The sequence below is a fragment of the Pseudonocardia endophytica genome, from assembly GCF_004339565.1.
GTDB classification, from domain to species: Bacteria; Actinomycetota; Actinomycetes; order Mycobacteriales; family Pseudonocardiaceae; genus Pseudonocardia; species Pseudonocardia endophytica.
On the sequence record NZ_SMFZ01000002.1, the window covers coordinates 1,090,180 to 1,102,539 of the forward strand.

Consider the following 12,360-nt stretch of genomic DNA (forward strand, 5'->3'; position numbering starts at 1 on the left):
GTCCGGGGGGATCGGTGTCGGCCGGGTGGCGCAGACCGGGGGAGCGCCATCCGTGGCGGCGGGGGAGGCCGGCCGGGGTCGTCGGACGGGGGACCGGCGGCCCCGTGGCCGGCGCTAGGCTGACCGCACCATGACTACCCAGCCCGATCCCGGCGTCCGCGTCCGATTCTGCCCGTCGCCCACCGGGACACCGCACGTCGGCCTCGTCCGTACCGCGCTGTTCAACTGGGCACACGCGCGGCACCACGGCGGCACGCTCGTGTTCCGGATCGAGGACACGGACGCCTCGCGCGACTCCGCGGAGTCCTACGACTCCCTGATCGACGCCCTGACCTGGCTGGGCCTGGACTGGGACGAGGGTCCGGAGGTCGGAGGGCCGTACGCGCCGTACCGGCAGAGCGAGCGCGGCGAGCTCTACGCCGACGCGCTGCGCCGCCTGATCGAGGCGGGCGAGGTCTACGAGTCGTTCTCGAACGCCGAGGAGATCGAGGGCCGCCATCGCGCCGCGGGCCGGGACCCGAAGCTCGGCTACGACAACGCCGACCGTGATCTGACCGACGACCAGCGCGCCGCGTTCCGCGCCGAGGGACGTGCACCGGTCTACCGCCTGCGGATGCCGGACAAGGACCTCACGTTCACCGACCTGGTCCGTGGCGACGTCACGTTCCGCGCCGGGCAGGTGCCGGACTTCGTGCTGGCCCGCGGCGACGGCACGCCCCTCTACCCGCTGACCAACCCGCTCGACGACGCGCTGATGGGCATCACGCACGTGCTGCGCGGGGAGGACCTGCTCTCGTCGACACCCCGTCAGATCGCGCTGCTCGAGGCGCTGCAGCGGGTCGGGATCGGCAACGGTCCGCTGACCTACGCCCACCTCCCGCTGGTGACCGGAGAGGGCAACCGCAAGCTGTCCAAGCGGGACCCGGAGTCGAACCTGTTCCACTACCGGGACCGCGGGTTCGTCCCCGAGGGACTGCTGAACTACCTCGCGCTCCTCGGCTGGTCGATCGCCGAGGACCGCGACGTGTTCTCGCTGTCCGAGATGGCCGAGGCGTTCGACGTGTCCAGCGTCTCGTCGAACGCGGCCCGGTTCGACTCGAAGAAGGCCGAGGCGATCAACGCGGCCCACCTGCGGCTGCTCGAGCCGTCCGACTTCGCCGATCGGCTGGTGCCGTACCTGCGCAGCCTCGGCCTGATCGACGGTGAGCCGTCCCCCGGCCGGCGTGACCTGCTCGCGGCGGCGGCCCCGCTCGTGCAGGAACGCAGCCAGGTGCTCTCCGACGCGGCCCGGATGCTCGCGTTCCTGTTCGTCGACGAGGACGCGTTCGCCCCGGACCCCGACGCCGCGGCGAAGAACCTCGGTGCGGACGCCACGCCGATCCTGACCGCGGCACGCGACGGCCTGGAGGCGCTCGAGGAGTGGTCCGCGGCGTCGATCGAGGCCTCGCTCAAGGAATCCCTCGTGGACGGTCTGGAGCTCAAGCCGCGCAAGGCGTTCGCGCCGATCCGCGTCGCGATCAGCGGGCGGACGGTGTCCCCGCCGCTGTACGAGTCGATGGAGCTTCTCGGGCGCGAGCGGTCGCTGGCCAGACTGGGGGCCGGTGTCCGGGTCTCCGAGGGCGTGGTTTAGAGTACTCTCATCAACGGATCGCGGCCGTCGGGAACGAAGGCCAAGATCCATTGGGGTATGGTGTAATCGGCAGCACGACTGATTCTGGTTCAGTTAGTCTAGGTTCGAGTCCTGGTACCCCAGCGGAAACGCCGAGTTTCCGTCAGCGAAAGTTCCTGGCCCCGTCGTCTAGCGGCCTAGGACGCCGCCCTCTCAAGGCGGTAGCGCGGGTTCAAATCCCGTCGGGGCTACAACACGACCGAACCCCCTTCTCCGGCATGCCCGGGAAGGGGGTTTCGTCGTTCCGGGGGCCGAGGCTCGGCGAGCCCCGGCGGGGCCGCCCCGGTCGCTCCCGCCGCCAGGAGACGCGTCACCGGATCCTCGGCGTGCGTCGGCTCAGCGCGGCTGCGGGCCGGGGGGTGGCGGTACGGCGGAGGTCGTCGTGGTCGGGCCGGGACCCTGGCTCTGCGTCGTGGTCGGCGGGGCGCTCGTCGGGGGTACGGGCGGGATCGTCGGCACCACCGGCGGTGGGACGGGAGCCGACGAGTCGGGCTCCTGCTCGACCGTGCGCTCGCGGGTGCGGCGCTCCGTCTCGGTCGTCGGAGCCGACTCCGTCGTCGGCGGCACGGGCGCCGCGGTCGGCACGGCGGGCAGTTGCGGCGTCGCGTTGCTGACCGACTGCTCGTTCGGCCAGAACACCAGTGCCCCGATCACCGCGATCGCCGCGACGACCCCGCCCGCCCCGATCAGCATCGCGGGCGACCGGCCGCGATCCGGCCCCGGAGCGGGCGACAGGGTCGTGGCGCCGTCGTGCGGGTACCGGTCGTAGCCGTCGACGACGGGCAGGACGTCGGTCTCCGGGTCCCGCGTCCACGCTGCCGTCGCCGGGTTGCCGGGTGAGGTGAGGTACGCGGTCGCCGGCTCCGCCGGGCCGATCAGATTCGTCGGCGGTTCGGCCTGGCGCGGGGTCGCCGTCGTGACCGGATCCCCTGTCTCCCACGGCAACGGGCCGGGTGAGTCCGCCAGTGGCGCGCCGCCCACCGCACCGGCATCTGCCGACTCTCCCGTATCGGCGGGGCCGGGCCAGGCGCCGGTGCCGGCGGGATCCGTGCCTGCTCCGCCCGTACTCGCTCCGGCGGGTCCGTCGCCGGCGGGGCCGACTCCCCCCGCGGTGCCGGGGCCGTGGGTTGCGCCGGCCGGGACGCCGCCACCTGGTCCGCCCGTACCCGCTCCGACGGGCCCGTGGGTTGCGCCGGCCGGGACGCCGCCACCTGGTCCGCCCGTACCCGCTCCGACGGGCCCGTGGGACGCGCCGGCCGGGACGCCGCCGCCTGCTCCGCCCGCACCCGCTCCCACGGAACCGTCACCGGCGGGGCCGACGTCACCCGCCGCGCCGTGTCCGTGGCCCGCACCGGCCGGGACCCCGCCACCCGTTCCGCCAGGTCCACCGTCTGCGCTGCCGGGCCCGCTACCCGCGCCGCCGGCAGCCGCGCCGGGACCGTACCCCGCGCCGGCGAGTCCGGCGGCGCCCGCGACCGCAGCGGCGCCGCCCGGGGCGATCCCGCGGCCCGGGTGCGGCGCGCCCGTGCGCGGGAGCATGGCGAGTGCGGCGCCCTTGGCGATGGCGTTCTTCGGGTCGGCGTCGACGGCGACCGGGCGGTCGAGGCGTTCGGAGACGGTCTGGGCGACCAGCGGGATCCGTGAGGAGCCGCCGACGAGCAGGACCGAGGACAGTTCGGAGGGGTCGAGGCCTGCGGAGTCGACGGCGCGGCGCAGTGCCTCGACGGAGTCCTCGATGCGGGGGCCGATGAGTTCTTCGAACTCGCTGCGGTGCAGGCGGACGACGGTCTGGGCGCCGCCGAGCCAGACCGGGACGGAGACCTCGGTGTCGGAGGAGAGGCCTTCCTTGGCTTCGCGGCATTCGCGGCGCAGGCGGGCGACGGCGGCCCAGACGGCGGGGTCGGACTCGTCGAGGCCGGCGAAGGCGTCGCCTGCTCCGGCGCGGACGTGTTCGAACACGACCTCGTCGAAGTCGACGCCGCCGAGGAACTCGAGTCCTTCGGGGCGCCCGAGCAGGGTGAAGCCGCCGGTGCCGGATCCGGGGGCGTCCTTGCGGACGACGGCGGAGTCGAAGGTGCCGCCGCCGAGGTCGTAGACGGCGATGGTGGAGCCGGGTTCGACGCGTTCGGCCGCGGCGTAGCAGACGGCCGCGGCCTGCGGCTCGGCCAGGAACTCCACCGGCATCGGGAGCACCGCGGCGAGCGCCTCGGTCAGCAGGTCCAGCTTGTGGGTTCCCCACGACGCCGGGTGCGTGACGGTGATCCGCTCCGGCGGGCCGCCCTCGCGCCTGCTGACGACGTCGAGGACGTGGCGGACCAGCACGGCGGCGAGCTCCTGCGCGGCGAACGCGCGTCCACCCATCGTCACCGGCGTGGGGTCACCGATGCGGCGCTTGAACTCCCTGGCGACCCGGTCCGGCTCGGCCATCGCGCGCCGCTCGGCGGCGTCCCCGACCAGCAGCGACCCGTCCGGCAGCAGGAACACGACCGACGGCTGGTCGAGCGAGTGATCGCCGAGCGTCACCATCTCCGGGAGCACGTGGTCCACCGGGGTGTCCGTGCGGTGGACGGCCGCCGCGGTCCTCGTGGTCCCGACGTCGATCCCGAGCAGGTAGCCCATCGTCTCCCCGGTTGCGCAGATTCCGTGACCGCCCACGGTAGTCGGGACGTTGACCCGATCGGTCGGCAGGCACCCCGCGCGGCCCGGCTCACGCGTCCCGGACGAACGCGGCTGCGGGGGAGCGACTCCGTCGCCGACCTCGCAGCGATTCCCCGGACCTCGCAGGGCGTGCACGCTGTGCGAGGTCGGCCGAGTCCCTGCGAGGTGGCCGGATGTTCGGCTGGGGTGGTCGGCCCTCAGAGGCGGTGCTGCAGCGCCTCTGCGGCGGCGAGGAGGTCGGCGGCCCAGCGGACCCCGGGGCGGCGGCCGATGCGCTCGACCGGGCCGGACACGGACACGGCGGCGACGACCTGGCCCGCCGAGTCGCGGACCGGGGCGGACACGCTGGCCACACCCGGCTCGCGTTCGGCGACGCTCTGGGCCCAGCCGCGGCGCCGGACGTCGACGAGCACGCGCTCGGAGAACGTGGCCTCCGGCAGGATCGAGCGCGCGAACGCCGGGTCGCTCCACGCGGCGAGCACCTTCGCCCCGGACCCCGCGGTCATCGGCATGCGTGCGCCCACCGGGACGGTGTCCCGCAGCCCGACCGGGGGCTCCGCGCTCGCGATGCAGACGCGCTGCACGCCGTCGCGGCGGTAGAGCTGGACGCTCTCGCCGGTGATGTCGCGCAGGCGGGGCAGCACGGCGGACGCGGCGTCCAGCAACGGGTCCGGACGGCCGCCGGCCAGCTCGGTCAGCGTCGGTCCCGGCCGCCACCGCCCGTCCGGTGTCCGGACGAGCATGCCGTGCGCCTCCAGCCCGACGGCCAGCCGGTGGGCCGTGGCGCGGGGCAGCCCGGTCCGCTCGCACAGCTCGGTCAGGCCGCAGGGCTCCTCGGCCACCACACGGAGAACACCCACCGCCTTGTCGAGCACGCCGATACCGCTAGACTGTCCCACGCCTCGATACTAGCTTCCCAGATTATGGGAAGTCCACCACTGATCACGAGGCGGCGATCACGGAGGGAGGCAGCGTCGTGACGGAACGTCCACGCACGCTGGCCGAGAAGGTGTGGGACCAGCACCTCGTGCACCGGGGCGAGGGCCAGGAGCCCGATCTTCTCTACATCGACCTGCACCTCGTGCACGAGGTGACCAGCCCGCAGGCGTTCGACGGCCTGCGGCTCGCCGGTCGCCCGGTGCGCCGGACGGACCTCACGCTGGCCACAGAGGACCACAACGTCCCGACGCTCGACGTGCTCGCCCCGATCGCCGACGAGGTCTCGCGCACGCAGGTGGAGACGCTGCGCCGCAACTGCGAGGAGTTCGGCGTCCGGCTGTACCCGATGAACGACCCCGAGCAGGGGATCGTGCACGTGGTCGGCCCCCAGCTCGGCCTCACCCAGCCCGGCACGACGGTCGTCTGCGGTGACTCGCACACGTCGACGCACGGCGCGTTCGGCGCGATGGCGTTCGGCATCGGCACGTCGGAGGTCGAGCACGTGCTGGCCACGCAGACGCTGCCGCTCAAGCGCTTCCGGACGATGGCGATCAACGTCAACTCCTCGGACGGCACGCTGCGGCCCGGCGTCACGTCGAAGGACGTGATCCTCGCGATCATCGCGAAGATCGGCACCGGCGGCGGCCAGGGCTATGTGATCGAGTACCGGGGCAACGTCATCGAGAACCTCTCGATGGAGGCCCGGATGACGATCTGCAACATGTCGATCGAGGCGGGCGCCCGCGCCGGCATGATCGCTCCGGACGAGACGACGTTCGTCTACCTGTCCGGGCGCGACCACGCGCCGACGGGCGCCGACTGGGACGAGGCCGTGGCGGCGTGGCGCGAGCTGCGCACCGACGACGGCGCCGAGTTCGACGAGACCGTCGACATCGACGGGGACGCGCTGACCCCGTTCGTCACGTGGGGCACGAACCCGGGGCAGGGCCTTCCGCTGTCCGAGAACGTCCCGGACCCGGCCACGATCGCCGACGACGGCGCGCGGTACTCGGTGGAGAAGGCGCTGGAGTACATGGGGCTCACCGGCGGCATGCCCCTGCGCGAGGTCGCCGTGGACGCCGTGTTCGTCGGCTCCTGCACGAACGGCCGGATCGAGGATCTCCGTTCGGTCGCCGGCATCCTGGACGGCCGCGAGGTCGCGAAGGGCGTGCGGATGCTCGTCGTCCCCGGCTCGATGCGGGTGCGCCTGCAGGCCGAGCAGGAGGGCCTGGACAAGGTGTTCACCGCCGCGGGCGCCGAGTGGCGCTCGGCGGGCTGCTCGATGTGCCTCGGCATGAACCCGGACCAGCTCGCGCCGGGCGAGCGCTGCGCGTCGACGTCGAACCGGAACTTCGAGGGCCGCCAGGGCAAGGGCGGCCGCACCCACCTGGTCTCCCCGCAGGTCGCCGCCGCGACGGCGGTGCGCGGGACGCTGTCGAGCCCGGAAGACCTGTGACGAAAGGCACCTGAGCTGATGGAACCGTTCACCACGCACACCGGCGTCGGTGTCCCGCTGCGCCGCTCCGATGTGGACACCGACCAGATCATCCCGGCCGTCTACCTGAAGCGGGTGAGCCGCACCGGGTTCGACGACGGGCTGTTCGCCTCCTGGCGGCAGGACCCGTCGTTCATCCTGAACAACGAGCCGTACTCGCAGGGCTCCGTCCTGGTGGCGGGCCGCGACTTCGGCACCGGCTCGTCGCGCGAGCACGCGGTCTGGGCCCTGATGGACTACGGGTTCCGGGTCGTGATCTCGCCGCGCTTCGGCGACATCTTCCGCGGCAACTCCGCCAAGGGCGGGCTCGTCGCGGCCGAGGTGTCCCAGGACGACGTCGAACTGCTCTGGAAGCTGCTCGAGAACGAGCCGGGCACCGAGGTGACCGTCGACCTGGAGCGTAAGTCGGTGCAGGCCAAGGATCTCACCGTCGCGTTCCGGATCGACGACTACACACGGTGGCGGCTGTTGGAGGGATTGGACGACATCGGTCTCACCATGCGTCACTCTGACGCCATTGACTCGTTCGAGCGGACGCGTCCGCGCCGGATGCCGTCGACGCTCGATCACGCCGTGTGATCGGTGAACGTGCAATCAAGATCGTGGTGAGGAGGGGGACGACCACCCGGACGGACCTGTTCGGGTGGTGGGTTCACTCTCCGGAATCCGCTGCAAACCTGGTGCGACACTAGGGGAATCCCTTACCTTTCTCGACCATGAACAAGGCCCAGTTGGTGGAGGCCCTCACCACCCGGATCGGTGACCGTCGAACGGCGGCGGCCGCCGTGGACGGTCTGGTCGACGTGATCGTCGAGACGGTCGGCTCCGGCGGATCGGTGACGCTGACGGGTTTCGGCGTTTTCGAACCCCGTCGCCGGGCGGCTCGCGTGGCGCGCAACCCGCGCACCGGCGAGACGGTCCCGGTGCCGGAGACGATCGTCCCGTCGTTCCGTCCGGGGGCGGCGTTCCGGGACCAGATCGGGAAGAGCACGGAGGCCGCCAGGGGCGCGACGAGTGCCCCGCGCCGGTCCCCGCGCGCCGGCGGGGCGGTGGCCGCGGACGCGGCTCCGGCACCCCGCGCGTCGCGCTCCCGTGCCAAGGCGGCGACGGCCCCGAAGGCCGCCCCGAAGAGCGCCACGAAGGCCGCTCCGAAGGGCGCGACCAAGGCGGCGCCGAAGACGGCGGCCAAGGCGACCGCGACGAAGGCGGCGGCCAAGCCCGCCGCCTCGAAGGCGGCGCCGAAGGCCACCGCTGCCAAGGCGACCCCGAAGACGGCGGCGAAGGCACCCGCGGCGCGCAAGACCGCGGCGTCCGGCACCGGCACGGCGAAGACCGCGGCCAAGACCGCGGCCAAGGCACCGGCGAAGCGGACCACGCGCGGCAAGGCCTGAGCGCGGCCGCGCCTGCCGGAGAAGCCCGGTCGGAGATCAGCCGGGCGGGCGCCGGTAGTAGTCGGCGAACAGCATCTCGCCGTCGCCCGCGAACCCGAGCACCCACGTGCTCGCCTTGTGCGACGGCACGCCGTCGTCCGGCACGGCGACCGTGCCGCGGCTGCCGTGCTGCTCGGCGATCAACAGTGCCTCGACGACGTCCGGGATCACGCCGCCCTGGCTGGACACGACGGTCACCCCGGGCACCGACGCGAGCTCGCGGAAGCGTGCGCGGCCGGAGTCCGGGTCGTCCCAGTAGTCGTGCTCGCCCATCAGCGGTTCGACCGACACCTCCAGCCCGAGCTTCGCCGTCAACGGCTCGACGGTCTGCCCGCAGCGCAGCGGTGGTGCCGTGCTCACGCGGTCCGGGCCGAAGCGCGGCAGGAACTCGGCCAGGCGGTCGGCCTGCGTGTTCCCGGTGCCGGACAACGGACGCAGGTCGTCGTCGCCCTCCCAGTCCTCCCGGTTGCCCGCCTTCGCGTGCCGCACGAACAGCACGGTGGACTCCGGGACGCCGACCGCGTCGAGGCGCTCCACCAGCTCGGCGTCGTGCGCGTAGGAGAGCAGCGCGGCCGCGTCGCGCGCCGGGACCCAGCGGCGCTCGTCGGTCTCGGAGTTGGGCGTGAAGCCGTGGTCCGCGACCACCTCGGCGGCCCAGTAGTGCACGGCCTTCGGCGTACCGTCCGGGGTCCGGTACGACGTGTGCCCGAGCCGTCCGCCGATCCGGACGGTCACCCCGGCCTCCTCCAGCGTCTCCCGCACGGCCGTCGCGGTGAGCGGTTCGTCCGGGTCCTGGTGGCCCTTGGGCAGCGACCAGTCGTCGTAGCGGGGGCGGTGCACCAGAAGGAACTCGATGCCGTCGCCCGCACGGCGCCACGGCACCGTCCCTGCGGCGACGACCTCGTCGGGCGTCTCCGGGTCGTTCATTCGCCCTCCCCGGCCTCCCGGCGGGAGGCCATCAGCTCGACCTGGTGATCGCGGACCGGGGTCGCGGTCCCGGGTGCGGGCGACGGCTCCCACGATCCGGACGGCCCGAGCGTCCAGCACCGGGTGGCCGGGTCCATGCACGAGTCGAACACGGCGCCGAGCTGGTCGGCGAGCGCCGGGTCGGCCACCCGCAGCATCACCTCGACGCGGCGGTCCAGGTTGCGGTGCATCATGTCCGCGCTGCCGATCCAGTACTCGTCGGCGGCGCCGAAGTGCAGCAGCCGGGAGTGCTCGAGGAACTGCCCGAGGATCGAGCGGACCGTGATGTTCTCGGACAGGCCCGGCTCGCCGGGACGCAGCGCGCAGATGCCGCGCACCACGATGTCCACCGGGACGCCTGCCTGCGACGCCCGGTAGCACGCGTCGATGATCGCCTCGTCGACGAGCGAGTTCGCCTTGATCCGGACCCTCGCGCCGGCCTCGCCCGCACGGTGGGCCTCGACCTCGTCGTCGATCCGGCGGACGATCCCGCGTCGCACCCCGTACGGCGCGACGAGCAGGCTCCGGTAGGAGGTCTGACGCGAGTAGCCGGTCAGCGAGTTGAACAGGTCGGTGAGGTCGGCGCCGATCGTCGGGTCCGCGGTCAGCACGCCCATGTCCTCGTAGAGCCGGGCGGTCTTCGGGTTGTAGTTGCCGGTGCCGATGTGGCAGTACCGGCGGATTTCCGAGCCCTCCTGGCGCACCACGAGCGACGTCTTGCAGTGCGTCTTCAGGCCGACCAGCCCGTAGACGACGTGCACGCCCGCCTTCTCCAGCTCGCGCGCCCAGCGGATGTTGGCCTGCTCGTCGAACCGCGCCTTGATCTCCACCAGGGCGACGACCTGCTTGCCGGCCTCCGCGGCGTCGATCAGCGCGTTGACGATCGGCGAGTCACCGGACGTCCGGTAGAGCGTCTGCTTGATCGCCAGCACGTTCTCGTCGGCGGCGGCCTGCTCGATGAAGCGCTGCACGCTCGTCGAGAACGAGTCGTAGGGGTGGTGCACGAGCACGTCGCCCTCGCGCAGCGTCGCGAACACGCTGCGTGGCGTCTCGCGGTCGGCGAACGCCGGGTGGGTGGCCGGGCGGAACGGCTCGTCCTTCAGGTCGGGGCGGTTCGCGCCGTAGACCTGCCAGAGCCCGGTGAGGTCCAGGAACCCCGGCACGGTGACGACGTCGTTCGGGTCCACGTCGAGCTCGCGGAGCAGCAGCTCGAGCACGTGGTCGGACATCGTGTCGACGACCTCGAGACGGACCGGCGGACCGAACCGCCTGCGCGCCAGCTCCCGCTCCAGCGCCTGCAGGAGGTCCTCGTCGCGGTCCTCCTCGACCTCGAGGTCGGCGTTGCGGGTGACCCGGAACGGGTGGACCTCGGCGACCTCCATGCCGTTGAACAGGTCGCCGAGGTGGGCCGAGATCAGGTCCTCGATCGGGAGGAACGTCACCTGCCGGGTGCCGTCGCGGGAGTCGCCGCCGGCGTCGGGGTCGACGGTGACCAGCCGCGGCACGTTGTTCGGCACCTTGACCCTGGCGAACCGCTCGGTGCGGCCCTCCGGGTCGCGCACCGTCACGGCCAGGTTCAGCGACAGGCCGGAGATGTACGGGAACGGGTGCGCCGGGTCGACCGCGAGCGGGGTCAGCACCGGGAACACGTGCTCGGAGAAGTAGTCCGACAGCCGCAGCCGCTCGGCGTCGGTGAGGTCGTCCCAGCGCCGGATGTGCACGCCGGCCGCGTCCAGCTCCGGGCGGACCTCCTCGAGGAACACCCTGGCGTGCGCGCGGGACAGGTCGCGGCTGCGCTCGGTGATCCGGGCCAGCTGCTGGCGCGGGGTCAGCCCGTCGGCGCTGCGCACCGACAGGCCGGTCTCGTCACGGCGCTTCAGGCCGGCCACCCGGACCATGTAGAACTCGTCCAGATTGGACGCGAAGATGGCCAGGAACTTCGCCCGCTCCAGCAGCGGCTGGCTGGCGTCCTCGGCCAGCGCGAGCACGCGGGCGTTGAAGTCCAGCCAGGACAGCTCCCGGTTCAGGTAGCGGTCGTCGGGCAGGACGCCCTGCACGGTGGCGGCCGGGACCGTGGCGCCCGCGGGCGGCGCGATCGGCGCGGCACCCGCCGCGGGGGGCGGGGCGGACGTGCCCGCAGGCGAGCCGGCCTGCGCCGGGATGCGGGCGGCCGGGTCGGCGTCGGGGTCGGTGCCCGCCGCCTGGCCGCGACGGGTGGCAGGCCGGGGTGCGCGACGGCCGGACGCGGGCCGGGCGGGGCGGCGTCCGCTCCCGTTCGAGGACGTGGACCCCCCGGCGGCCGGGTGCTTCCACGACTCCGACGGGGCCGCTCCGGGGCGTCCCCTGCCGGCGGTCGTGTCGTCGTTCACGCAGGCGATTGTTTCTCATCCCGGTGCGCGCGTCCAAGGCGGCTCGCTCGTCCGGAATCCGCGCCGTGACGATCGTCGTCACACGTTCGGGCAGCCGTGTGGTTCCTCGTTCGCGAACGCCTCACGCGCCCGCAGGACGGCGACCGTCCGTGATCCGAGTCCGAGCTCGGCCGCCCGGCCGAGGTCGTCGGAGGTGTCCACGTCGCGGCGCAGACCCGGCCACCCGCCGGTGAGCGGGACCGCCCCGACGCCGGCGTGCGCGCCGGCCGACCCTCGGCCGAAGTGCGGATCGAGTTCGACGCCGGGTGCCGCGACGAGCACGGTCGTCCCGTCTCCCGGCGCGTCGGCGCAGAACACCTGGCGCGCACCGCCTGCGAACGCCTCGGCGGCGGCGGCCAGCGCGTCGTCGAGCTCGGCGCCGCGCAGTGCGGGCAGGTCCGCCTGCAGGGCTCCGACGGCCGATCCGGGCAGCCGTTCCCGCACGACCTGCGCGCCCCGGCGCAGCGCACCGTTCAGACCGCGGGAGGGATCCGGCACCACCTCGGCGCCGAGCGCGCCCATCTCCATCGCGACCGCGGGGTCCGACGAGATCACGACGACCGCGTCCACCAGCCGTGCGGACCGCGCCGCCGTGACCGTGTCCATGGCCAGCGCGAGCACCAGCCGGGTGTGGGCGGTCAGCGCGCCGACACCGCCGTCGGCGGCGCCACGCAGGCGCGTCTTCGCCGCCGGCAGCGGCTTGACCGGCACGACGAGACCGAGCGGGTAGCCCCTGTCCACACGACCATCGTCGCACCTTCCGGGCAGGGGCGGGTGGACCATGGTGCCCGGCGA

At 73.4% G+C, this 12,360-nt stretch carries 9 protein-coding genes and 2 tRNA genes; 6 read left to right on the forward strand and 5 right to left on the reverse strand.

Annotated features, from left to right (window positions below; translation table 11 throughout):
- Positions 1-130: 130 nt before the first annotated feature.
- The 3 genes from gltX (at position 131) to EV378_RS24005 (ending at position 1,860) form a co-directional block, all read left to right on the forward strand.
- Complete coding sequence (gltX, locus tag EV378_RS23995) at positions 131-1,630, forward strand: glutamate--tRNA ligase (protein WP_132429690.1); 1,500 nt, start codon at positions 131-133, stop codon at positions 1,628-1,630.
- Positions 1,631-1,681: 51 nt separating this feature from the next.
- A tRNA-Gln gene (locus tag EV378_RS24000) sits at positions 1,682-1,753 on the forward strand.
- 34 nt (positions 1,754-1,787) lie between these two features.
- Positions 1,788-1,860 (forward strand) — tRNA-Glu (locus EV378_RS24005).
- Positions 1,861-2,005: 145 nt separating this feature from the next.
- Here the strand turns inward: EV378_RS24005 and EV378_RS24010 are convergent.
- Both EV378_RS24010 and EV378_RS24015 read right to left on the reverse strand, forming a co-directional pair.
- Positions 2,006-4,288 carry an Hsp70 family protein gene (locus EV378_RS24010; RefSeq protein WP_132429691.1) on the reverse strand — a complete coding sequence of 761 codons (2,283 nt, stop codon included), beginning with the start codon at positions 4,286-4,288 and terminating at the stop codon, positions 2,006-2,008.
- Between the two features lie 236 nt (positions 4,289-4,524).
- On the reverse strand, positions 4,525-5,226 hold the full coding sequence (locus tag EV378_RS24015) for an IclR family transcriptional regulator (RefSeq protein ID WP_165922455.1): 702 nt from the start codon (positions 5,224-5,226) through the stop codon (positions 4,525-4,527).
- Between the two features lie 77 nt (positions 5,227-5,303).
- Here EV378_RS24015 and leuC point away from each other — a divergent pair, with 77 nt between their 5' ends.
- From leuC to EV378_RS24030, 3 genes are all read left to right on the forward strand, one after another.
- The gene (gene leuC, locus EV378_RS24020) at positions 5,304-6,722 is read left to right on the forward strand and encodes a 3-isopropylmalate dehydratase large subunit (RefSeq protein WP_132429692.1); all 1,419 of its coding nucleotides are present in this window, start codon (positions 5,304-5,306) and stop codon (positions 6,720-6,722) included.
- 18 nt (positions 6,723-6,740) lie between these two features.
- A complete protein-coding gene (gene leuD / locus EV378_RS24025) occupies positions 6,741-7,340 on the forward strand; it encodes a 3-isopropylmalate dehydratase small subunit (protein ID WP_132429693.1) in 600 nt (199 codons plus the stop codon).
- 137 nt (positions 7,341-7,477) lie between these two features.
- Entirely contained in the window at positions 7,478-8,152 is a 675-nt protein-coding gene (locus EV378_RS24030) for an HU family DNA-binding protein (protein WP_132429694.1), read from the forward strand.
- Between the two features lie 36 nt (positions 8,153-8,188).
- On the opposite strand, the gene EV378_RS24035 is transcribed toward EV378_RS24030, so the two are convergent.
- From EV378_RS24035 to cofC, 3 genes are all read right to left on the reverse strand, one after another.
- On the reverse strand, positions 8,189-9,118 hold the full coding sequence (locus EV378_RS24035; RefSeq protein WP_132429695.1) for an NUDIX hydrolase: 930 nt from the start codon (positions 9,116-9,118) through the stop codon (positions 8,189-8,191).
- Positions 9,115-11,526, reverse strand: coding sequence for an RNA degradosome polyphosphate kinase (locus EV378_RS24040; RefSeq protein ID WP_243653742.1), 2,412 nt, complete (start codon positions 11,524-11,526; stop codon positions 9,115-9,117). Before EV378_RS24040 ends, EV378_RS24035 begins: the two co-directional genes overlap by 4 nt.
- Before the next feature lie 78 nt (positions 11,527-11,604).
- A complete protein-coding gene (gene cofC / locus EV378_RS24045; protein ID WP_243653743.1) occupies positions 11,605-12,306 on the reverse strand; it encodes a 2-phospho-L-lactate guanylyltransferase in 702 nt (233 codons plus the stop codon).
- Positions 12,307-12,360: the final 54 nt, after the last annotated feature.

Coding starts and splice junctions, on each gene's coding strand:
- gltX (WP_132429690.1), top strand. CDS start 131: ATGACTACCCAGCCCGATCCCGGCGTCCGCGTCCGATTCTGCCCGTCG.
- EV378_RS24010 (WP_132429691.1), bottom strand. CDS start 4,288: ATGGGCTACCTGCTCGGGATCGACGTCGGGACCACGAGGACCGCGGCG.
- leuD (WP_132429693.1), top strand. CDS start 6,741: ATGGAACCGTTCACCACGCACACCGGCGTCGGTGTCCCGCTGCGCCGC.
- EV378_RS24030 (WP_132429694.1), top strand. CDS start 7,478: ATGAACAAGGCCCAGTTGGTGGAGGCCCTCACCACCCGGATCGGTGAC.
- EV378_RS24035 (WP_132429695.1), bottom strand. CDS start 9,118: ATGAACGACCCGGAGACGCCCGACGAGGTCGTCGCCGCAGGGACGGTG.